A 23,970-nucleotide genomic window follows, 5' to 3' on the forward strand; every position below is an offset into this window, starting at 1 on the left:
GCTGGCGATCGCTCCCCAAAAGATAGTTACAGTAAGGGAAGTGATAATTTTTGGAGATGTCTATTATTTATCTGTCAAAAACTCAAGTTTTGATTTTTCTCTGCTACTACTATAGCAGTTATATAATTAGATTGAGAAATAAACTGGTGTAAATACTAACGATAAGCTTTTTTAATATCTTGATTAACACTCAAAAACTCTACAATGCACTCAGGACTTTGTACTGTCAAGTAGTTTAAGTTCATGTTTTTTAAGTATAACTATGAGTTTTAGCTAAGTACAGGACAAAAAATTTAAACAATTAATAAATTCATTTTGTTTGAAATTGATGTCAAGAACGATCGCTTGTAAATGATCCAGCCTATAGGGAAAAATACTTTTTGCCCTAGGATCGTGTTTTTTGATTTCTAAGGGTATTTGTTCATATAACCATTCTCCAATTAAACTTCCCCAACTATAAATCCAAACTCATTAATAGCAGTAGTTTACTCAGTCTTTCGAGTTGATTAAAATGAGTTGGTTCCAAATTGAATTCTCTGGTGTTACATCCTGAACAGTGTTTCATTCCTCTATTAATGAGGATAAAATGTGAGCGCTATGAAAGCTGAATCATTGCTAGTCACAATTAGTAATTCTCCATCATCTAACTGTAAAGCTGAAACATACACTTGTCTGCCCCAAACCTATTGTTTTTCTGAAAGAGTTTGAGATTCTCTTTTACCCATCACAAATATTATGATCTGCTTTTGACTTTAGTCAAAAAGGAGTTTCAGGTTCAATCATTAATTAAGTTAACTACTCTTTATTGATAAACTCTCTATCACTAGAAAGATAGAATACTTGAGCATTGGGAAAAATGTCCGAGAATTTATCTGAAAAATCTATTTTTTTACAAGTGTTGGAGTTCCCTTTATTTTTAAGATCGTCTAAGTTACAGGGAAAGCAACACCGTTATGGATAATTCCTAAAACGAAAATATTAAAACAATTACAGCCAAAAGACTATTGTGTTCTATCAATACTAAAAGTCTAAGGTTGAGGTATGTTTATTAATGAGACAATAGTTTTGGCTCCCACTGTAAAATCTAAGTCAAATTTAAAGTCAAATTTAGGAAAAAAATGTTGTGGTCTTTTGTGGCTATATTCTGGTTTAACGGATGTGGGAAAAGCCAGAGATTAATCAAGTTTACTGTACGAAGACGGATGAGTGCAATTAAAAATAAAGCTAAAAAATTAAGTCGAGCACTATGGCAAGGTAAATGTTTTTCTCAAGTGTGAGGAAGTAAGTTAATCTGATCCAGAGGAGGGTTGTTCTGAATATTGTGGTTAATTTCTATTCCGCTGCGCGATCGCAAATTACTTGTTTCAGCTGTTCTAAAGAATCAAAAACTTTATTCATAATTGATTCGTCTAGTAAGATCCATAGCCTCTCTGCAGGCTATAGTTTAGGAGAATAAGTAGGTAATAACTTTAAAAACAAACCCGGCGGAATTTCTAACTTATCTGTGATCCGCTATCAAGCTCTATTGAGTACCAGTAACCCTTGATTATTCTGATTAATTCCCTGGGCTTGGGCAAAAGCTTCAAGAATCAGAATTATTATCGGGAATTTAGTGAAACAACATAAAAAAAAGGGTATTATATATATATGACAACTATTTTACGTTAATTACTGCCCGGGAAAAGTTCGATGAAAGAAACAAATCCAGTGACCATACTATCTTGTTTCCATCGATGGTGCGATCGCTCAACTGGGTTAAGAGACTATATAGGAGGATTACTCTTGAGAAAGTCAAAGAAAAAACTTGTCTCAAATGTCGAATAATACTATAGATATATCATACCACAAGTTACGGCATTTCTTAGTTGGAGCCAACTGGTCAATTGGTGCTGTCAATGAGCGTCGTCTTCAAGTTATGTGGCAATGTCGTCAAACTAAACCCTCTTGTTCATTTGTTGTGATTATAGATGACTCGGGACATAGAAAAAGTGGTAATTTAACTGCAGGAGTGGGGCAACAATACATAGGAGAAACTGGAAAAACAGATAATGATATAGTTGTCGTTATAACTCATCTTGATGATGGAGTAAAAAGTCTACCTTTAGATATAGCTTTATATCAAAAAGCAAATTCTTTACCTATAGGAAAAAAAGACCGAGAATAAGTTTAAGAAACCAGATGAGCGCAATATCTCTAGTTGACAAATGTTTGTCAGCCCGGATATCAACCAGAAATTGTGTTAATTGATAGGGGATATGGTAATAATACATTATTCTTAAATCAACTAGAGAAAAGAAATTTAACTTATATAGGAGGATTAGCTAAAAATCGAAAAGTCCAAATCCCAAAACAGGATGATATTAAAGAGGAAATTAAATTAGAAAAACTAGCTGAGAGTATATCCCCAAAGGCTTTTAACTTAGTTAAACTAAGTACAAAAAAAATGCGGGGTGTGGGTAGCCATATTAAAAGTAGAACTATCTAGGATGTCAGATCGAAAAACTATAGCTATCGTTATGAATACTAAAAATGTTTCTGAGGCCACTGATATTAACTATTATATTACTAATATTGATAGTAAATATGTAACTCCCCAGTGGATATTGTCTACTTATACTAAGAGAAATTAGGTGTAGGTTTTCTATAGAGAAGCCAAGGAATGGCTAGGGCTGAGAGAATATAAAATCAGTTTAAAAGGGATTTTATTTGAGTATGCAAGTGCTTAGACATTTATTATCTAACATCCGTTAACAGAGGGTATAATAAGATGTTATGATCACAAAACTTTAGAAGTATTTCGTATAGCAATATCTTACCATTTTATCAAGTGTTTAGATTAAAAAAAAGACGTATTTACCGCTTATAAAGAGAGTTTGGGATTTGCTTTGTCTTGAAATTTGATAAGGTCTTGCTAAAGCCTTAATGATGAACTGCCATCCTGTTAATGAAGCTACAAAATTCTGGTTGATATTTAATATAATTTCTTTAAATATTGTCTCAAAATTTCTGATAAATCTCCAAATATTATCTACTTCAACTTTTGTTTTATTGGTAACCATAACCTCTATATCTGGTTAATTTATGTACAATAAATTAGTTGAAGTATGAAAATAATATTCTCAATAATTATTAGGCTTAATGATTGATTATATCCATAATTATCTACTTAAATTATGTGTAAATTATTAGGGTAATTCTGGGAAAATATATCCTAAAATTTTTCCCCAAAAAAAAATTATCTAAATTACTAAAATCATAGAAAAAAAATCTCCTGAATAGAGTTTATGATAACCAATATAACCATAAATATTTATACTCCTATTGTTTAGTTTTTTTATCCTTGATTCCTTAGATTTCAGAATATCTAGTTTAACAAGACACACCATATTATTCAATGTTTTTATGTCGATTGTAAGTATAGTATTAGTTTTGAGAAATACTATTAGCTGGTCAAATTTAAGAATCATTAACTAGTATGCACCATTCCCTAACTTTTAACGGAGAGTGTTTTTTTTCTACCGAGAACTTTGTACCGTCCAGAATATTAATTGTTTAATTTTTTTGTCTTGTACTTAGGGCAGAAATATTTTCTTTTTGGCCAAAATTAATAGATCATGCAAAGCCTTGAAATTTTCTTAGGACTTCTGCCAAGAGACTAATGGTAGTGTAAACATCTAAAATAATTAGCAAAATACACCATATATAGAAGCATGACCTAAGTCTTATTTCTCTAAAAAAAGCCTAAAAAAAGTAGCCAAGTTTTCAGAAAAGAATTATAATATTTTTAATAAAATTGTTGGGAATTAAGGGAAAAAAATGGCTAAAGCCAAAAATAAGTCCAGGTTACCAGGCGTGCTTTTGAGGTCTGAAATTATGAAAATTTTTAAGAGTAAGCTTTTGAGCATTTTTAGTTTTTCCCAAACCAAACAACTCTAATAATTACGTAATTGAGCAATCTCCTTTTCTATCCCCTCTTTATTTAGGGGCCTTGATTAATCTGATCATCATTTTAGTTATACAGGACTTACGCATAACCACCATACCTAGTGAGGTATTTCATGTTCGGAGCACCTGCGCCTGGAAACTAACTATAGATGGTGTGTGATTTGATATGCTTGGGTAACTTCTATTATAAATATTCCCTAAAATCAACTTTAGAAAAGACTTGTTCAAAAAATGTTGTACAGGAATTTATTCTATACAAAAATATACTTTTACAGATGCCAAGATTAAATTCTCCAAGTATTTTTCCTCACTTTGACATTATAGTGGTAGGTTCAGGTGCTGCCGGACTTTATGCGGCTCTTTGTTTACCTGTTCATCTCCGAGTCGCCTTGGTTACTAAAAATACTATAAACATGGGTTCAAGTAACTATGCTCAGGGAGGTATTGCTGCTGCCATTGATCCTGCGGATAACCCCATCTTGCATCTAGAAGATACTCTCAAAGCAGGTGTAGGTTTATGTGACCAGGAAGCAGTAAGGTTTATGGTGGACAATGCGGCCAGAGCGATCGCTCATTTAGTAGAAATGGGAGTTGCCTTCGACCGCAAAGGAAAAAAACTGGCAATGACTCTCGAAGCTGCTCACTCTCATCCCCGGGTGCTTCATTCAGCAGATACCACAGGTAGAGCTATTATTGATACACTCGTTATTGAAGCTCAAGAACGTCCAAATATTCAGATAATTTCCCAGGCAGTAGCATTAAATTTGTGGTTAGCCACACAAAAGGCTCGGGTTCAAGGTATTAGTCTTCTTCACGAAGGTAAAATCCAGTGGTTAAAATCCTCTGTAGTGGTTTTAGCAACAGGTGGAGGCGGTCAAATATTTGCCCAAACTACTAATCCTGAGGTGAGTACGGGGGATGGAATTGCTATAGCGTGGCGTGCCGGGGCAGTTTTGCGAGATTTGGAATTTTTCCAATTTCATCCTACTGCCTTAATTAAACCAGGAGCACCTCGTTTTCTCATTAGTGAAGCTGTTCGTGGAGAAGGAGCGCACCTAATAGACAATAAGGGAAACCGCTTTGCCTTTGAGTATCATCCGGCTGGAGAGTTAGCTCCTAGAGATGTTGTCAGTAGAGCTATTTTCCATCATTTGCACAAAACTGCTACCAAGCCTACCAATGCTCATGTTTATTTGGACTTGCGAGCCATTGACTCAGACCGCGTTCGCGACAGATTTCCCAATATTATCAATGTCTGTCAAAAATGGGGTATTGATGTTTTTCAAGAACCTATTCCGGTTGCTCCTGCTGCTCATTATTGGATGGGTGGAGTGGCTTGCGATCTAATGAGTCAGACTTCAATTCCCGGACTATATGCAATTGGGGAAACAGCAAGTACAGGAGTTCACGGAGCAAATCGTTTAGCTAGCAATTCTTTGTTAGAATGTTTAGTATTTGCTTCTCAACTATCTCAGATTGAAATTGAGCCAAATTTGGTGGCACCTGATGCTGATATTTTTCAGGTAAGTTCTAATTGGAATATGGAAATGGAACAGATAGAGGCTATCCGACAAATGTTACCAAGTTTAATGTGGGAAAGTGCAGGAATTTCTCGTAAAGGAGAGTCATTAAGTCAGGCACTATATCAGGTGGCGCGCTGGCGAGATAGTTTAGCAAGTTTTGAGATAGTTAAGTTTTTAGCTAATCTCTTGCCTAACCAGACGATAAAATTAAATTCGACTAATGCTGAAGAGCAGTTGCGGATAACAGCAGAAACACTCAATATTTTAGACTTGGGTTATTTAATTCTTAAAAGTGCTGCATGGCGAACTGAAAGCAGAGGTGGGCATTATCGCAGTGATTATCCAAAAACTTCTAATGATTGGAAACTACATACTTTGGTTCAGGGCGATCGCTTATTAACTGGTTTTCCAAATGCCTCGCCCCCTGGCCAAGAGAGAGGGTCTTCAGTCAACATTGAAAAATTTTGAATACAGGACTTACGCTGGTGCACTACACCAGCGTAAGTCCTGTAATAGTTACAGAGTTGAGATCTAGTTGACTTCATAAGAGGGAATTGGATGTGTTGGCGGAGCCTAACGGTAGCTATATCACAGCCTTGATGCAACCAAGCTACTTTTTGTCTAAAATAATCGACTAAATCACAAATAAAAGTTATTAGGGCATTGGGAAAAATTTGCTAGAATTCTCTTGAGACAGAGAAGAGCATTTTTATTATGTGAATGAAAGTTCCAACATCTTTTGAATAGGTTTTAATGCTGCTACTCGTGTTTCTTCAGGAATCATAATTTCTGGCGTCTTATTTTTCATTGCTAAATAAAGCTTTTCTAAATTATTCAGCCTCATGTGGGGGCATTCGTTACAAGCACAATTATTCATTGCGGGTGCGGGAATAAAGTTTTTCTTGGGTTCTCTCTTTTGCATTTGGTGAATAATTCCCGGTTCAGTTGCCACAATAAATTCTTGCTCTTGGCTTTCTTGGCAATATTTTAATAAAGCAGTGGTCGAACCAATATAATTGGCATGACGCAATAAATTTGGTTCACATTCTGGATGAGCAATAATCTCAGCTTCAGGATGTTCTATTTTTAATTGCACAATCTTTTTCTCAGAGAATGTCTCGTGAACAATACAACTGCCTGACCACAAAATCAAATCTCGTCCAGTTTGTTCCATGACATAGCGACCGAGGTTCTTATCTGGGGCAAAAATTATCGGTTGGTCTGTTGGTATTTGTTTAACTATTTTGACAGAGTTGGAACTGGTGCAAATAATATCACTCATTGCCTTAATAGCAGCAGTACAATTAATATAAGAAACTACTATGGCATCAGGATGAGCCGCCTTAAATTTGCCAAATTCTTCTGGTGGACAACTATCGGCGAGGGAGCAACCTGCATCTAGATCTGGTAGCAGTACCAGTTTATTTGGGTTAAGAATTTTCGCAGTTTCTGCCATAAAATGAACTCCCGCAAAAACTATTACATCTGCATCAGTTTCAGCAGCTTTTTGAGAAAGGCCAAGAGAGTCACCAATATAGTCGGCAATATCTTGAATATCTGGTTCTTGGTAATAGTGAGCTAGAATAACAGCATTTAATTCTTTCTTTAGGTCGGCGATCGCTTCAAACAAATCATCTGGTATGCTATTAAAATTTTGGTTGATTCGAGTTTGAGTTGCAAACATTATTAAATTAAGTTTCTCTGTAATTTATTTGTAACTAAGTGGCCAATTATAGTTACTTTAGATAGTTTGATGAATTATACTATAATTAGGGTTTGATACAATTAGAATTAAAAAAAAAAGTCTTTTAACGAGCAGGGAACCCACCCCGATACTCTCCAAACGGGAGAGTAACTAGGAATGTTCCATAAAGGCGTCCCTACAGAATAACAGGAAATGTACCCACCCTTAAACCCTCCCGGTCGGGGAAAGGTTGGTAGTCGGATATGTTTGTCCCTTTATTTTTCTGCCATGGGAATGCCCAAAATACTAACTTTTTCATCCTTGTTGGAGCAAAAACCAGGCGCTTTTTTCAAAAAAAAAAGGTTAAGACCAATATGAGTCAATACTTTTGGATTTAATACGCAAACTCTAATTAGTCAAAAACTTAAATTTGAGTAGATATTTTTCAAGTACTTAAACAATACTAAAAACTTTGCCATGTATAATTAAGATTTAGGGGTAGTACTACATAGTAATGGTCATTTCAGTTATTAGTACCTCGTGTTCGGGAGGAGGCTGGAAATACAGAATCTTCTTACAGAAATTAGGCAGTATGGGTATACTAGGTTGTATTTTTGGCTCCAGTTAAGATATTTACACTACAATAAGTGCCTTTGCCTAAGTCCTAATTTAAAAAAAATTATCTTTCCAACTTGTGATATGGTTACTAGGAAAATAACTTAAAAACTTTTTACTATCCACTTTAAATAGAAGATAAATGACAGAAGCAGTAACAATTGCTCAAAAATATTATGATAGTACAGAAACCGACAAATTGTATGCTGCCATCTGGGGTGGGGAACATATTCATTATGGAATATACACTAGACCAGATGAACCTATCCACGATGCTTCCCTGAGTACAGTAAAAACTATCGCCCAAACTCTGAAAAAAATAGACCAAAATTCCCGAGTCATTGACCTCGGAGCAGGATATGGAGGGGCAGCTAGGTATTTAGCTAAAACCTACGGCTGTTCTGTATGTTGTCTCAACTTAAGCCAATTGCAAAATCAACGCAATGGCCAACTCAACCAAGAACAAAACTTAGATCCTTTGGTGGAAATAACTCAAGGAAGCTTTGAGGATATTCCCTACCCAAATAACTCTTTTGATATTGTTTGGTCTCAAGATGCTATTTTGCATAGTGGCGATCGCTGTCTAGTTTTTCAAGAAATCAAGAGAATTTTAAAACCAGGGGGCGAATTTATTTTTACTGACCCCATGGAGAGTGAAACTTTTCCCCCAGGAGCATTGCAAACTGCTTTTGACCGTTTGGGGATAAGTGACATGGGATCTTACCGCTTTTACAGTCAAACATTAAAAGATTTAGGTTTTGAGGAATTAAATTTTATTGACCTTTCGCAAAATGTAGCGATCCATTATCGGCGTTTTAGGGAAGAAGTACAGAAAAGGTACAATGAAGTAGTAAAACTGACATCAACGGAATTTGTAGATAAAACTTTAGATAGCATTCAACCTTGGATCGAACGTTACGAACAGGGATATATGCAATGGGCGATTTTACACTTCCGTTTGCTGGAGAAAAATTAAGGACAAAAAAATAAACTTCAGTACTTCAAACTTTTGGCTGAAGCTCAAGTTTATATTAACGAAGTTCCTCCGAAGGAGGCTAACTGATAACTGATAACCAAAATGACTATTTACTTTTTTGATGAAACAGAACAGCCTTATGGTTGTTTCTCCAACTTTTCCCCCCACGGTTTTGAACTAGATGGACTTTGGTGGCCAACTTCAGAGCATTATTTCCAAGCCCAAAAATTTTTGGGGGTTCAGCATCTTGAAGAAATTAGATGGGCTAAAACTCCTGCAGGTGCTGCTAAAATGGGACGAGAGCGTAGTCGTCCCCTCCGCAAAGACTGGGAGGAAATAAAAGAGGATGTGATGGAGCGAGGTTTACTTTGTAAATTTCAAAGCCATAAAGATATTGGCGAAATTCTTCTGAGTACCAAGGATGAGTTAATAGTAGAAAACGCTCCTGAAGATTATTATTGGGGATGTGGTAAAGATGGGAGTGGTAAAAATCGTTTGGGAGAGATTTTAATGAAAGTGCGCAATAGGTTACAGAATAATTAATAATTATAGGAACCCATGAGGATGGTAAGGTACAGTTGAAAATTAATCTTTATCTTTGTAAGAAAAGTATCCCACTTGTTGCCGGCTCGAAAGCTGTGTTGCCAAAATTACTAAATGAATTTTTGTACCTTACGCCCCTCCGAAATTGCTGTAATAATTCAGGTTAAAAGCCTCCCTTTTTAAGGGGAAAAAATATTTTTTTTTCCTTTTTAGTAAATCTTTTCCCTAAAAGTGAGAGGTAATTATTAATCGTTAATTACTGAAGGAATTTGTAGAATAAGCAAAAACAATGACTCATTTAATGAATGCGGTTATTCTTACTGGATTTGGTGGACCAGAAAAACTGGTCTATACTCAAGTTCCTAAACCAACTCCAAAACCAGGAGAAGTCTTGATTAAAGTGGGAGCTTGTTCGGTAAATAATACAGATATTAATACTCGCACTGGCTGGTATGCTGCAGAGGATAATTTTCAAGCTATCCTCCAAGATAACACAGAAAATGACCCCAATCATTCTGCTTGCTGGACACAACATGGTACCCAGTTTCCTCGAATACAAGGTGCTGATATCGTTGGGAAAGTAATAGAAATTGGGGAAAATGTAGATTCTAAATTTATCCAACAAAGGGTTATAGTTGATAGTTGGATTCGTAGTGAAAGTCCTAATAATTATCAATATATTGGCAGTGAATTAGATGGAGGTTTTGCTGAATATACAGTAGTTCCTATTACTAATGTTTATCCAATTAATTCTTCACTTTCTGATATTGAATTAGCTACATTTCCCTGTTCTTATTCGACAGCAGAAAATATGCTTACTAAAGGAAAAATTACAGCGGAAGATACTGTGGTAATTATAGGGGCTTCTGGTGGTGTTGGTAGTGCTTTAATTCAATTAAGTAAAATTAGGGGAGCAAAAGTTATTGCTATTGTTGGAGCTAATAAAGAAGCTTTTGCTAAAGATTTAGATGCAGATTATGTTTATCGACGAGATAATTTATTAGAGTCTAATTTAGCTCAACATAAAATTACTGTTGCTTTAGATGTCGTCGGAGGAGATTATTTTAATTTGATGATTAAATCTCTTGAGCCAAGAGGAAGATACGTTTCCTGTGGAGCGATTCGAAATCCAATGGTTTCTCTAGATTTACGAGATTTGATTTACAAAGATTTAGAGATGATTGGAGCAACACGCCTAGAATCAGATGTGTTTCAAAGGTTAGTTAGATACCTAGAAGCAGATTTATTAAAACCTCTGGTTGCTCAAGTTTTTCAGTTATCTAAAATAAAAGAGGCTCAACAATTTTTTCAAAGTAAAGGTTTCTTTGGAAAAGTTGTACTTAATATTGAAGAACAAAATATTACAAAAAATTGAGAATATTAAGAATGAATATTGTCTTAAAACTTGTTGATTGTACTCGGTCAAAACATAATTTGACCTTGCTTTACCAATACAACGAAATAACTTTTACAACTACTCTTTGGTATTCAACAGTTGACTTTCATCAGCTAGAATCAGAATATACTCAAGAATACATGGAGAAAATTTATTTCCATATTTTGTTATTTCATGGATTAAAGATATTAAGTTTAAAACCGACTCACCTTGACTTAGGAAAATATAGTAAATATTGGACAAGTAATCTACAAAATATTTGGGATTTAAGCGTCGAAGAATGTTTAGGACAGTGGCGTTATGAAACAAATAATTTAGATTATCAAGGAACTAAAATTATTCATCAGGATATTACTCTTATAAAAAATTCAGCAGTAACTATTATTCCTGGAAAAATCCCCTTACTTGTTGGCAATGGTGGTGGCAAAGATAGCCTGTTAATGGCTATAATTTTAGACGATAATCATATTCCTTTTGATAGTTTTAGCATCAATTTACATACTCATGCTAATCAAAACAAGTTGTTTGAAATGCATGAACAGCATCTTTATCAACTTAAAAATCCACCGGAAAAAGTTCACCGTCAGTACATTATTGAGTCATTCCTAAATTCTCCAGCAGCTCAACTTCATCGCGTAGAAAATTTAGAAATTTCTGATATTAGAAATTATGAAGATTTACCCTTAGCTTATGGAATGTTTGGAATTTTGCCTATTATTCTGCAAGAGAAATATACGCAATTATGTTATGGCAATGAAAAAAGTGCTGATAGGGAACAGGTGACAGTAGGGAATCAAAATATTAATCATGCTTGGTGTAAAAGTACCGAGTGTAAAGAAGTTTATGAAAAGTATATTCAAGAAGAATTTATTAGTAATTTAGTAGTCTTTAGTTTACTAAAACCATGTTCTGATATATTAGTATATCGAATTTTGGCTCACAAAGTTAAAAAAGGCGATTTAAAATTAGTTTACTCTTGTAATACTAAGCCGCCTTGGTGTAAATCCTGTCCTAAATGTGCTTATGTTTATTTATCCTATATGGCTTATCTAACTCCAGAACAGGCAAATGAAATTGAACAAGTTTTAAACAAAGAAAATCTTTTTGATAAACCTGAACTACAGCTTTATTATCGACAACTAATGGGGCTAAAAGCTCATAATGCTTTTGAATGTGTGGGTGAAATTGAAGAGACAAAAGTTGCTTTAGAAAAATGTCTGGAAAAAGGATTTACTGGGAAAGCAATTAATTGCTACACTCAAGAAGCGCGTTTAGATAAAGATGAATATCACAAGCTTTGGAAAGAATATCAACAATTAGATTTATCTTATCAGCGTATGCCACCAAAATTAATGGAAATTATGATAGATGAATGTCAAAATTTAAATTAATAGGATTTACAAAAACTAACCAAAAAAAACAGGTTTATTCCTCTGATATTGCTATTAAAACCAGGAGATTTACTTCATCAACCCAGTTTCTGCATAAGTTCTGATTAATTTGTATTTTTTGATTTTGAACAACTAAAAAAATAGGAGTTTTCCATGAAGAGTACAGCAACTTTAAATAAGACTTTTCTTACAGTCAAAGGCAAACGTTTTCACTATGTTTGGTTGCGGGATAATTGCTTATCTCCAAAATCTCGTCATCCAACTTCTTTTCAGAAACTATATGAAATGAAGCATACTTTATGCCCTGAACCATTATCTGTAGAAGAGAAAGATGGGGAACTGACTATCATTTGGAACGAAGATCCTCCTCACAAAAGTACATTCTCAATATCTTGGTTGTTGAGTCACGCTTACGATGACGGAGAGCAGGATAATGAAAATGAAGACTCTGAATCTAATTCTCAGAACCAGGAATTTTTATGGGATAAAGCTTGGATAGAAGCAAATATATCAAAGTTGCAGGAAGCTCTTTCATCCAATCCCGAATTGTGGCTCGAGCAGCTTTTTACTTTCGGATTCACCGTACTCCATAATATACCAGCCAAGGATTTGCAGGCTACAATAGAATCCATTGGGCCAATTTACAACGGTGACTACGGATTGTTCGCACCATCAAAGACTACAAATGAAGGAAAGGATTTAGCAGAGACTGGTAATGCGATGAGCTTCCATACTGACTATACTTATTGGCACACTCCACCTTTGCTCACCAGCTTGTATTGTGTAGAAAATAGTGCTTCTGGTGGGGAGTCGCTGATCGTAGACGGTTTTCGAGTTGTGGATGATTTTCGTCAGCAACATCCGGATTATTTTCAGATTTTGACTCAAACTCCCATCCAGTTCAAACAGGTGTACACAAAATGGCAATACTTTTATTCCAGAACTCAGCCTATATTAGAATTAGATGAATATGGAAAAGTGACTAGAATCAATTTTGCCAACTCTCACAGCTACACTTGGAAATTACCATTCGATCAAATGGAGGAATTTTATGCAGCTTACATAACCTTCTTTCAATATGTAAAAAATCCAGTTTATGAATACTGCTTTAGTCTAGAACCGGGAGACCTTCTGTTGATGAATGACTCCAGGATTATGCATGGACGGAAAGCTTTTACAGGTAATCGACATCTGGAAATAGCCTGTGTTTCTTGGGATTTTTTGCAGGCACGGCAGCGCTTTCATCAAAATAAACATCTTTTTATGTAGACTTTCAAAGTTATATAGCAACCCTAATCTCTCCTCCTAGAATGGGTTAGGGTTCTATACCAAGTTTATGGCTAAGGACGCTATGATTTAATAGTTATAGTCATTGCAAAAAGAGATGGAAAACTTTTTCTGCTGAAACGCGAGTTATAGCAAGAAATACTTGTCTTAATCTAAATTAAAATAACTATAAGTACTAACAAAAAATTAGTCCTTCCCGATTCAAAACTGATGAGATTTGAACAGAAAATCTCTTGAAAAAATAAGGATTAAAATAAATATGACTACAACTCTAGCTACTCCTGATACTAGTTTAGCAACCATTCAAGCTGCTTTACCTATTGATCCACAGCCCTATATTATAGCCGATCGCCCTACCGGACTCATAGTCGTAGATGTACTTAATGGTTTTTGCACTGTTGGTTTTGGACCATTAGCCCCCCAAGAGCCAAACGAACAAATCGCTACAATGGTCTCGGAAAGCGATCGCCTAGCTCGTACTTTTGTAGAAAAAGGTTGGCCTGTATTAGCCTTTTTAGATACCCATGAACCAGGAAAACCCGAGCCTCCTTATCCACCACATTGTGAAAAGGGTACGGGAGAAGAAGAACTCGTTCCCGAACTTCAATGGTTACACGATAACCCCCTGGCAACATTGGTTTTTAAGGATTGTATTAATGGATTTATAGGTTCTATTGACATAGATACCCAAGGTAATGTATTGTTGGATTGGATAAATAAGAATAAGCTTGAGGCCCTTGTTGTAGTTGGAATTTGTACTGATATCTGTGTCATGGACTTTGTTGTTACTATTCTGTCAGTACGCAATCATGGTTTAGCGCCTACCTTAAAAGATGTGGCTGTATACGATCAAGGTTGTGCTACTTTTGATATGACAGCACAAATGGCAGCCGAGAAAGGCTTACCCAAAACTGCTATTCATCCACAGAAAATATCTCATCATGTAGGGTTATATACAATGGCCGAACGTGGTGCATTTATTGCTTCTACTATTAAGCTTTAGAAGCTGATTCACTTAACTAGCTATTAGCTTTTAGCAGTCCTAGTTGAAATCACTAGTTTCTATAAACCGAAAGGTTTAAGAGAGTTTTAAATACCCTTCTAAATGTTTATCGCCGAGGGCTTATTGTTAGAAATGAAGGTAGAATTTGGCGTTTGAAATAAAATTTTAAAATTTTAGACCTAGATGTTGAATCCTACTTTTATTAAATGAAAATAATATAATTCTTTTTGAAGATACCAACATAAAAAATAGAGGCAAAAAATTTGATGAATACTCAATTAGCAATTGTCACCGGTGCAGGAGGCGCTGTTGGATCTTGCTACCTCAAACACTTTTTAAAACAAGAAAATACAAAATGTGTGGCTCTTTCCCGAAGCCATTTAGAAACAACCGATGTTATACAATTTAAAGTCGATCTGTTAGATGAAAAAAGAACTAGGGAAGCGATCAAACAATTAGACCTTAGTGAGGTTAATGATTTAATATTGGTGCATGGTGTAGGTAAATTTAAATACGAAGACCTCAAGTCTCTACCACACCTAAACCAGGAGCGGCACAAAATAGATGATGAAGTATTCTCATCGAACTATCATACTTTTGTTAACGTAGTCAACCCTTTAGTAGAAAAACTTAATGAAGAACATCAGCGAGGGAGAAAAACAACCCTCGCTCTTTGTGGTTTTGGTTCCATTAGTGATAAATACAAAATCCCATTTTGGCATTCTTATACTTATGCTAAGGATACTTTACGCCAATATATCAAAGACTTAGCTAAGTCAGAAGAGTGGCAAGGATTAATTAGGGGACGTTTTATTAATGTTAGTACCACAGATACAGGTAATGAAAATAAGTTGCGTCCTAATGTCACCCATGAAGAAAAACAATATTGGTTAAAACCAGAAAAAATTGTTTTTCAATCTATGGCAGTCATTGAAAGTTTACAACCTCTATGGCAAGAAATAGATGTTTTTGAAATATTGCCAGGATTTAATCCAGAAGAATATTACAATGATTATCAGACCATCAAAGAAAAATGGCAGCGTCAGATGGCGCTAACTAAAGTTGATGAGTGCTTGATCTAAACTTTGACTTATTCTGATATAGCGCATATTCTTAGTGAAGTTGGCTTGATTCTATTTCCTGGTTTTTCTAGATAGTGTCTTTGCGTAAGTCCTGTTATTGAAAGTCAATGACTAATAATATGGAGAATGCTGCCAAGGCGATCGCTCATCTAGTAGAAATGGGAGTTGCCTTCGACCGCAAAGGAAAAAAACTGGCAATGACTCTCGAAGCTGCTCACTCTCATCCCCGGGTACTTCATTCAGCAGATACCACAGGTAGAGCTATTATTGATACACTCGTTATTGAAGCTCAAGAACGTCCAAATATTTAGATAATTTCCCAGGCAGTAGCATTAAATTTGTGGTTAGCCACACAAAAGGCTCGGGTTCAAGGTATTAGTCTTCTTCACGAAAGTAAAATCCAATGTTTAAAATCCTCTGTAGTAGTTTTGGCAACAGGTGGAGGCGGTCAAATATTTGCCCAAACTACTAATCCTGAGGTGAGTACGGGGAATGGAATTGCTATAGCGTGGCGTGCCGGGGCAGTTTTGCGAGATTTGGAATTTTTCCAATTTCATCCTACTGCCTTAATTAAACCAGGAGCACCTCGTTTTCTCATTAGTGAAGCTGTTCGTGGAGAAGGAGCGCACCTAATAGACAATAAGGGAAACCGCTTTGCCTTTGAGTATCATCCGGCTGGAGAGTTAGCTCCTAGAGATGTTGTCAGTAGAGCTATTTTCCATCATTTGCACAAAACTGCTACCAAGCCTACCAATGCTCATGTTTATTTGGACTTGCGAGCCATTGACTCAGACCGCGTTCGCGACAGATTTCCCAATATTATCAATGTCTGTCAAAAATGGGGTATTGATGTTTTTCAAGAACCTATTCCGGTTGCTCCTGCTGCTCATTATTGGATGGGTGGAGTGGCTTGCGATCTAATGAGTCAGACTTCAATTCCCGGACTAATAGAATTTATCCCTTGATTCAGCAACCCCTGAATTTGAGGCCATAGTCAGCCCAAAATACTAGCTTTTTGCACCGAAAAACTGGCACTTTCCTTTTTGGCATCTACCTACTAAACTTTTTTTTCTACCCTCTTCTTCATTAGTTAGAGTTTTGATATCTTTACCTATGGAGTTGCTTAGAAAAGCCCAATTTCTATGAATAATTTTCCGTTGGTACATTTTTTTGAACTGAGTAGTAAGACTTACACATTTTTTGGGGCAGAAAAATGCTTGAAAGTCACTGTAGACAAGGAAATTGCATCAAAAATCTAAAAGAGACTAGAACCCTTGGTGATAAAGGAATCATACCTTTTTCAAGTAAAAGCCTCTGGTTATATATATTTGAGCCTATTTTTGACTGCTTTTTTGTGTAAGTCCTGGTGGTTAATTTTACTACTTGACAAGGCTAAAACCAAACCGTAATTTCCAAAGTCTTTGATTATGGTTTTGAATCTCACTTCAACTATCTTAGCCAACTACCAAACTCCGTAATAAACCTATCTTTCAAAATAGCATCCCGAATACGTTGGGTAAAACTAATCAATTCTGTAACATTATGCAAAGACAAAAGAGTATAACCCAAAGCTTCCTTTGCTCTAACCAAATGACTCAGATAAGCTCGACTAAAATTTTGACAACAATAACAAGGACAAAACTCATCAAGTGGTCTAAAATCTTCCTTAAACCTAGCATTCTTCAAATTCCACCTCTCACCCCTCACTAATGCTGCCCCATGTCGCCCCAAACGAGTAGGAATCACACAATCAAATAAATCTATACCCTCAGCGATCGCCCGTACCATTTCCCTATAAGTGCCAACTCCCATCAAATAACGAGGCTTATCCTCTGGCAAGAAAGGAGTTGTCACCTTCACAATATGATCTATTAACTCGCCTGGTTCTCCTACACTTACCCCACCAATAGCATAACCAGGCAGATCCAAATCTACCAACTGCCTTGCTGCTATAGAACGAAGTTCAGGATAAACACCACCTTGAACAATACCAAACAAAGCTTGATCCTGACGTTGATGAGCCTCTATGCAACGCTGCAACCATCGATAAGTGCGATTTGTTGCCAACTCCACCTCTTCCCAACTCGCTGGATAAGGTGGACACTCATCAAAAGCCATAATTACATCCCCTCCCAATTCATTCTGAATTTGGATCGAGCGTTCTGGAGTTAAATCAATCATGCTACCATCATGAGGAGAGCGAAACTTAACTCCTGCTTCGCTAATAGTTCGGATATCTCCTAAGCTAAATACCTGAAATCCTCCAGAGTCAGTTAATATTGGCCTATTCCAAGCCATAAATTTATGTAACCCACCAGCACCAGCAACAATACTTTCTCCTGGTTGTAAGTGAAGATGATAAGTATTTGCCAAGATCATCTGCGCACCTGCCGCCTCTAACTGAGCAGGTGTGAGAGTTTTTACATTTGCCAAGGTTCCCACAGGCATAAATCTAGGTGTATTTATACTCCCATGAGGAGTTATAAAAATACCTGCACGAGCTTTTGTATAGCTACAACGAGCCTGAGAATTAAAGGAAAAGTTTTGGGACATAAGATCGATCTTAGATTTTAGTAAGCGAGAAAATTTCACCTATTTTCTCTAGAATGAGAAATTTAGTCAGAGCCAAAATTTGATTTTAACTTCGCGCCTTCACGCCTTCAACCCTTTGTACCTTTGCTCCTTCTGATTTTAATCTTACTTCACCAGGGCGCTTCAGATATTCTTACCTCTCTTAAATTTACAATAGCAAGAATTTAACTTCGCGCTTTCGCCCCTTCTTAGTTCAATAAACATCTCCTATCCCTTATATTTTTCCTTTCTCCTTAAAATGGGCAATCATCATCTAACTCTAGATCCCAGTTAGATGACAAGACTTGATCCATTACTGCATCAAAAGCTGCAGCATTAATGTTTCTGCTATTTTCTTCTTGCAAGGGGTTTGATAGCGGAATTAGCCTTAACTGACGTCCTTCATTAAAAAAATTAAAATAAGTTTCTTGACATGGGGACCTCCTCAGTTCTAGGTAGTCAAAACTAAATACATTCAAATATATTGAGTGATTTGCAATTAAAGTTGACCGTTGATGATCGGCAAATACTTCTAGTATATATCCTTCTCCTTGGCTTTGAATTTGGCCATCTTGAGTATGGATGTACTTAACTCTGCCTAAATCTATTAATAGTCTTTGCATATCACGTTTGTTGACAATAATGCCATTGTCAATTATGCAAGGTGCAGATACCTTGTGGTCAAAATTGTTGGAACTCATATAGCAAAAGCCTCTAATTTAGTAGACAGTTATCAGAACAATTTTTTTATTCTCAGTTGTAAGATATTGCTATTCCTGTTCCAATTTTGGCACAGTTTCTCTGAATATGAATCAATAACAAGCACTACGAATTGAGTTTAAAACATTGCTAAATCCCGAAACCTAGTCAGAGATTACTTTTAACTTTTAACTTTTGAGTTTGGCTATATATCCTTTAGTATCATTCTTCAAATTTTTGCACAGATTATAAATTTAATGTTAACAATTAGCCAAATATTCTTTACTATAGAAAATTTATTTTGTCAACTTAAGATCATGTTTGGATAATTAGTTATAGATCAAATATCTGGCCACAAATTAATGGATTAGTGAGCAAGGTGTTATCAATTTAATTTTTAAATCTGACACCTGACACTTGACACCTGAACCATTAATCAACAACTAATTCTATTTTTACCTAACATTAGCTATTAAATATAATTATAACATATGTTAAAAAAAAATACAATTAAAAAGTCCTACGGCTATAGGCGAGGCTTTAAACCAAATTTTTGAGTAAAATAGTATAAAACTTGTCAAAACTGATTTGGTTGATCGGTTTTCCCGCTATGAGGCTCCCTTATAGAAGAGGGCGAGTCTTCAACCAACTTCAGGATCATAAATCATAAATTTGCGACGGTAAATATTGATGCAACTAATTAGAGAAACTCTTGCCAAGTTCATGGCTGGAATTGCTTTTTACACCTGTTTACCAATTCCCCATGATTGGAATTTAGATTTTCACGGTATTGCTCGTTTAGCTCCATTGATCGGATTGATACTTGGAGGTATTCAAGGTTTAGTAGATATAGGATTACATTCTTTAGGAATGCCTGTACTCACTAGATCAACTGTAGTGATTATATCTGGAATTGCTTTAACTGGCGGTTTACATTTGGATGGGGTAATGGATGCTGCTGATGGGTTAGCGGTACCAGAAAAAAAACGAAGACTCGAAGTAATGACAGATAGCGCTACAGGAGCTTTTGGTGCAATGGCAGCGATCGCTCTACTACTCATCAAAATTACAGCTTTAACAGATTTAGACAGCGATCGCCTTTTAATACTAATGGGAATAGCAGGTTGGGGGAGATGGGGTCAGTTAGTAGCGATCGCTTGTTACCCCTATCTTAAACCTACTGGAAAAGGAGCATTTCACAAAAAAGCAAAATATTCTATTTTGGATTTTTTACTAGGAATACTCTTATTACTGCTTATGAGTGGAATTCTTACTTTATTAGATCCTCAAAATTGGTTGGTAGCTTGTGGAATGGCAATAGGAGGAATAGCGATCGCTCTACTAACAGGTGCTTGGTTTAACCGTTATTTGGGCGGTCATACTGGCGACACTTACGGCGCTGTAGTTGAATGGACAGAAGCATTATTACTATGCGTTGTAGTTACTTTAGAATAAAGGATTGGGTTTTTGTGAAAAAATTTGAACAGAAAACTTACCCTAAACAAAACTATCACAATTTGAAAAAAACTGCTCAGGTCGGAACCTCCTGTATTTTCAACCCATAAATTTAAAAATGTTTCTTCAACTCCTATAACTGTCCACAATGTTTTTCCAGCAATATTTGCTCATACACTCAATAAAAATACTTCACTCCTTAGATTCAAATACTTCACAGTTTAATCAGTGTGAATGCTATTTTCAATCATCTTCTTTTAAAGCTTATTCTATATTTAGTATTTTTCTTCTCAATTTATTCTTGAATTATTTTATCCTCTATATCCAACAACTCTATTAATATAAAATGATCATTTCCTTCAAGCTTACAAACAAAATAGGCAGAATATTTAGAGGAATAGTTATCCTGTTTCTGCCATCTTAAAAAAGTCTAAATACTGAGCCCTAAGTGTTAACTCTTAAATTCTATCCAAACTTTAATTCCCTCTACCCTTAGAGATTTATTGCGAGTACCACAATATTGACCATTTGAATAAACTGGCAAATCTCCCATATTTTGCACATGAGCTGTGTAAAATACATCATAACTGCTAGCTTTATCACCTGTAAGCCGCATAGCAAATCCTTCTAGTCGACGAGCTTTTCCACGTTCTCCAGCTAATTTTCCAGCTTCTAACCAAGGAGTATCGCCAACTCCACCGATATTAGCCATATATTCCAAATTTAATCCAGCAATAGGAGGCTCTATATTAACTTGAAAAGCTTCCACACGGAAACTTTGACCGCGAGTACCTGCATATTCTCTAGCAGCAAATGAGCGATCGCCCAGATTTTGTATATGAACTATAACTTTTAATCCTACAGACACTCCTATTGGTCTTTGAGTTTTAGAAGAATTTTGAGGCATTTCTACACCAGGAACAATAATAAGTTCCTCTAGAGATTTTGCTGATGTAGAATCTTCTAAAATCATTATATCTGGATCATCAATAAGTGTTTGATTAGATTCACCACCACCAGATGGTACAACTATTAAAGGCGATAAATTTTTAGTAGTTGGCTTTTGTAAAGCAGTTGGTTGACTACCAAGATTTTCATCTCGCTCTAATTCTTCCAGTGTAGGTAATATGATTCTAGATTTTTTGCCTAAGGGGGCATTAGAAATTGTCAGTTTTCCTCTTGATATTGCTAAGGTTAGTTTTTTGTCAAAAGCTGCGTTAACTTTTTCCTCCCATTCTAACCACTCTTCGTCATCTAAATTTTTCCCCTGTTTCACAAGTTTTAATACTCCTGAAAGTGGGTGTCTATTTTCTATTAAAGCTTGAGCATCATCAGATAATTTTTCAGATTTTGTCTGAGAAATTGTTTGATATAATTCCTGAGCTTGTGCTTTAACTAATTCTAAAGGAGGAAATTCTGGTTGTTCTTCGTGAGCGATCGCCAAAATTTGATGAAGAATATCTAAAGCTGGTTGATTTATTGATAATTCTGCAGTTTCTATAACTGTTTTAATTAAGTGTTCTAACTCTGTCAAAGAAGATATTACCCCAGTAGAAACTTGAGATTTTTGTGCCAATTTTAGTCCCTGGTCTTTCAGGTCCGTAAAATTTTTACTGTAGTCCATCAGTTCTTCCAGTAAACTTTCTAAAGGAGGAGTACCTCTATTTTGTAGTTCTTTAGCTGCTAGGGAGAGGCGAATACCTAAATTAGAAAAATTTTTTGATAAGGACTCTAGTTTAGGTAATAAGTTATGGTCAGTTATTTCCATGGGTTTTTTAAAGTCAAATTATACAGTGACAATTTTACCGAAAAATGGGGCTTAAAGTCTTGTAAATAAGCAGACCACTTTATATTATTGTCTAGATCATAAAAGCAAAAAAACCTTTAACCCATCTAAAAAACTACCTATCTAGACCATAAACACACCTTAAAAACAGAGTTATAGTCTAATAGTTTTAGTTTGTGCATAGAAAAACTTTAAGCAACAAATGCCAGAAAACCATTTTTTTTGTTTGAAGTGTATTGTAGAGCTCATAGAAATAATCCTACAAGAAAAATAATTTAAGTATTGCCAATTTGAGACTAAAAATGCTACAGTTAATCATAACCTTACTAAGGGCGCGTAGCTCAGTGGATAGAGCACCAGATTCCGGTTCTGGGTGTCGGGGGTTCAAATCCCTCCGTGCTCGTTTTCTCAGATCATTTTTGTAATATAACTTACCAGGGCAAACTTAGAAACACTATTTTTTCCAGTGCCCTTCCAGTGCCTTTGTTAAAAACAAAGATTTATCTATTCTAGAAACAAGTCATATAAATCCGTAAATTCTAGTTATCTAATAGATATTTCCCAAAATGCCAATTTTTATAAAGGTTGAGTAAAGGTTTGAGAATCTTTTGTGGAAGTATATCATGATTATCTCAAGATTTTACTAAACTTAGCTAAACTGACTGACACCTAATTGGATAGACTTTCGATTCTGCCTCAGTACTTCAAAAATTACTACTTACCGTAGTATAAAACTTCTCTTTAAGATTAGGCTTGAAATTAATTTAAACTTAAACTGAAGCTTGTATATAATTTTCAGATTTAATAGCAGCGCTTACCTTCTGATGCTCAACAAACAAGTATCTGTAAGCTGTAAAACCACAGACACTAAATTCCTAGCTAGTTTGGTGTACAAGTAATGATTTTTTGCAGTTAGACTCCTGAGAATGAAAAGAGTTTACTTATAAACATTACTACATTTACAAGCTACCCATTCCTAGACCAAATCTTCCTAACTCAGAAAATCTAGATAACTTTTTTAGAAGAAAAAGAATGGCGTTGCATAATCTAATATAAATAATATAAATTATAAATATTCATCCCCTTTCACTGGTTATCATTATTCCTCGTAACTACTAGAACTACTTCTTACTCCCCAACCCCCAAAGAACTAATTACCACCAAAAGTAGGCGTTGACTCAGAGGGAGGAGCTGTTAGTACAGATTGATTATAGGGATTAATTATATCTGGAGTTCGAATAACTGGGGTACTAGAAAATTGTCGTCTTTGTTCATCTATATATAATTGGTTAATTCGAGTATCATCACTCTCAATAGCTTGCTCTGGATACTTAGGAATACCAAAATAACGACCTATCTGATGCAATAGGTTTCTTTTTCTAAAAAAGTTACCAGAACGTCTTTGAGTTGCTCGATTAAACTGTTCTGCAAAAGGTTGATATGTACCAGCAGTATCTTCTAGATGTTCTCCTTGAGCAACCTGGATAGATGTTAGGTTCGCGATCGCACAAAAAATAATAGTGCCACTGAAACTTTTCCAATTTATGGCCATAAACTCTAATTACGACATAGATTATTGCTAAATTGTTGATATTATAGCAGGGAGATTCTCAAGAAAAAGTTTATCGTTAGTATTTTGGGAAATAGGGAATAGAGATTAGATTAGTATTAAATTGTACCTAACTATCCTTAATCAGTTAGCTACTCACTTTTTTTTAGAGCATTTAAATACCACAGAGCATTTTTCACTCTATAACTACAGCAAAAAGCCTCCCCCAAAAAAAAAGGTGGAAAGCTTTAAACCAAATTGTTCGGTAAGTTTTTTTTACTAGCAGACACTGCCCATCTGTTCTTTTGTTATTTTAATATAACCGTTATTTCTTTCCTTATGCCTAGATATTTACCGATTCTATTGCTCCAATCGTTCCAATCATCCTCATAATGGGATTTATTGCCTTTTATTTTGACATGGCTTATAATACCTAAATCTAAGTGTAGGCTTAGTATAATTCTT

Annotated in this window: 18 protein-coding genes, 1 tRNA gene and 2 pseudogenes; 15 read left to right on the plus strand and 6 right to left on the minus strand. The window is 35.5% G+C overall.

Features of this window, described 5'->3' with window-relative positions; all coding sequences use genetic code 11:
* Positions 1-1,041 precede the first annotated feature (1,041 nt).
* The 4 genes and pseudogenes from TERY_RS32920 (at position 1,042) to TERY_RS36820 (ending at position 2,630) form a co-directional block, all read left to right on the plus strand.
* Positions 1,042-1,179: a hypothetical protein gene (locus TERY_RS32920; protein ID WP_155994401.1), complete on the plus strand. Its 138-nt coding sequence runs from the start codon at positions 1,042-1,044 to the stop codon at positions 1,177-1,179.
* Positions 1,180-1,689: 510 nt separating this feature from the next.
* Positions 1,690-1,824, plus strand: coding sequence for a hypothetical protein (locus tag TERY_RS36810; protein WP_370497104.1), 135 nt, complete (start codon positions 1,690-1,692; stop codon positions 1,822-1,824).
* A pseudogene (locus tag TERY_RS36815) lies at positions 1,814-2,485 on the plus strand (transposase). The gene TERY_RS36810 and the pseudogene TERY_RS36815 overlap by 11 nt, the downstream one beginning before the upstream one ends.
* A 1-nt stretch (position 2,486) precedes the next feature.
* Positions 2,487-2,630, plus strand: coding sequence for a hypothetical protein (locus tag TERY_RS36820; protein ID WP_370497106.1), 144 nt, complete (start codon positions 2,487-2,489; stop codon positions 2,628-2,630).
* Positions 2,631-2,831: 201 nt separating this feature from the next.
* On the opposite strand, the gene TERY_RS11655 is transcribed toward TERY_RS36820, so the two are convergent.
* The gene (locus TERY_RS11655; protein ID WP_044136751.1) at positions 2,832-3,059 is read right to left on the minus strand and encodes a hypothetical protein; all 228 of its coding nucleotides are present in this window, start codon (positions 3,057-3,059) and stop codon (positions 2,832-2,834) included.
* 1,161 nt (positions 3,060-4,220) lie between these two features.
* Between TERY_RS11655 and nadB the strand changes: the two genes are divergently transcribed.
* Complete coding sequence (gene nadB / locus TERY_RS11665; protein ID WP_011612021.1) at positions 4,221-5,936, plus strand: L-aspartate oxidase; 1,716 nt, start codon at positions 4,221-4,223, stop codon at positions 5,934-5,936.
* A gap of 244 nt (positions 5,937-6,180) precedes the next feature.
* On the opposite strand, the gene nadA is transcribed toward nadB, so the two are convergent.
* Complete coding sequence (gene nadA / locus TERY_RS11670; protein WP_011612022.1) at positions 6,181-7,152, minus strand: quinolinate synthase NadA; 972 nt, start codon at positions 7,150-7,152, stop codon at positions 6,181-6,183.
* A 757-nt stretch (positions 7,153-7,909) separates the two neighbouring features.
* On the opposite strand from nadA, the gene TERY_RS11675 reads away from it, so the two are divergent.
* The 8 genes and pseudogenes from TERY_RS11675 to TERY_RS11710 form a co-directional block, all read left to right on the plus strand.
* Complete coding sequence (locus TERY_RS11675) at positions 7,910-8,743, plus strand: methyltransferase domain-containing protein (protein ID WP_011612023.1); 834 nt, start codon at positions 7,910-7,912, stop codon at positions 8,741-8,743.
* A gap of 102 nt (positions 8,744-8,845) precedes the next feature.
* Positions 8,846-9,286: an NADAR domain-containing protein gene (locus TERY_RS11680; protein ID WP_011612024.1), complete on the plus strand. Its 441-nt coding sequence runs from the start codon at positions 8,846-8,848 to the stop codon at positions 9,284-9,286.
* A gap of 289 nt (positions 9,287-9,575) precedes the next feature.
* Complete coding sequence (locus tag TERY_RS11685) at positions 9,576-10,661, plus strand: zinc-binding dehydrogenase (RefSeq protein ID WP_011612025.1); 1,086 nt, start codon at positions 9,576-9,578, stop codon at positions 10,659-10,661.
* Positions 10,662-10,672: 11 nt separating this feature from the next.
* Positions 10,673-12,073 (plus strand): hypothetical protein, encoded by a 1,401-nt coding sequence (locus TERY_RS11690; protein ID WP_011612026.1) that lies wholly within the window; start codon positions 10,673-10,675, stop codon positions 12,071-12,073.
* A gap of 153 nt (positions 12,074-12,226) precedes the next feature.
* A complete protein-coding gene (locus TERY_RS11695) occupies positions 12,227-13,342 on the plus strand; it encodes a TauD/TfdA family dioxygenase (RefSeq protein ID WP_011612027.1) in 1,116 nt (371 codons plus the stop codon).
* A gap of 277 nt (positions 13,343-13,619) precedes the next feature.
* The gene (locus TERY_RS11700) at positions 13,620-14,363 is read left to right on the plus strand and encodes an isochorismatase family protein (RefSeq protein ID WP_011612028.1); all 744 of its coding nucleotides are present in this window, start codon (positions 13,620-13,622) and stop codon (positions 14,361-14,363) included.
* A 266-nt stretch (positions 14,364-14,629) separates the two neighbouring features.
* Entirely contained in the window at positions 14,630-15,445 is an 816-nt protein-coding gene (locus TERY_RS11705) for an SDR family NAD(P)-dependent oxidoreductase (RefSeq protein WP_011612029.1), read from the plus strand.
* Between the two features lie 119 nt (positions 15,446-15,564).
* Positions 15,565-16,392, plus strand: a pseudogene (locus TERY_RS11710) (FAD-binding protein); the annotation flags it as partial.
* A 502-nt stretch (positions 16,393-16,894) separates the two neighbouring features.
* On the opposite strand, the gene tgt reads toward TERY_RS11710, so the two are convergent.
* Both tgt and TERY_RS11720 read right to left on the minus strand, forming a co-directional pair.
* Entirely contained in the window at positions 16,895-17,998 is a 1,104-nt protein-coding gene (gene tgt, locus TERY_RS11715; RefSeq protein WP_011612032.1) for a tRNA guanosine(34) transglycosylase Tgt, read from the minus strand.
* Between the two features lie 272 nt (positions 17,999-18,270).
* Positions 18,271-18,717 carry a hypothetical protein gene (locus TERY_RS11720; RefSeq protein ID WP_011612033.1) on the minus strand — a complete coding sequence of 149 codons (447 nt, stop codon included), beginning with the start codon at positions 18,715-18,717 and terminating at the stop codon, positions 18,271-18,273.
* Between the two features lie 688 nt (positions 18,718-19,405).
* Between TERY_RS11720 and cobS the strand changes: the two genes are divergently transcribed.
* The gene (gene cobS, locus TERY_RS11725) at positions 19,406-20,170 is read left to right on the plus strand and encodes an adenosylcobinamide-GDP ribazoletransferase (RefSeq protein ID WP_011612034.1); all 765 of its coding nucleotides are present in this window, start codon (positions 19,406-19,408) and stop codon (positions 20,168-20,170) included.
* Between the two features lie 451 nt (positions 20,171-20,621).
* Here the strand turns inward: cobS and TERY_RS11730 are convergent, their stop codons facing one another.
* Positions 20,622-21,938, minus strand: a complete 1,317-nt coding sequence (locus TERY_RS11730) for a hypothetical protein (protein ID WP_011612035.1) — start codon at positions 21,936-21,938, stop codon at positions 20,622-20,624.
* Between the two features lie 348 nt (positions 21,939-22,286).
* Here TERY_RS11730 and TERY_RS11735 point away from each other — a divergent pair.
* Positions 22,287-22,359 (plus strand) — tRNA-Arg (locus tag TERY_RS11735).
* A gap of 747 nt (positions 22,360-23,106) precedes the next feature.
* On the opposite strand, the gene TERY_RS11740 is transcribed toward TERY_RS11735, so the two are convergent.
* The gene (locus TERY_RS11740; RefSeq protein WP_011612036.1) at positions 23,107-23,508 is read right to left on the minus strand and encodes a hypothetical protein; all 402 of its coding nucleotides are present in this window, start codon (positions 23,506-23,508) and stop codon (positions 23,107-23,109) included.
* Positions 23,509-23,970 lie beyond the last annotated feature (462 nt).

Origin of the sequence: Trichodesmium erythraeum IMS101 (assembly GCF_000014265.1) — a bacterium.
GTDB lineage: Bacteria > Cyanobacteriota > Cyanobacteriia > Cyanobacteriales > Microcoleaceae > Trichodesmium > Trichodesmium erythraeum.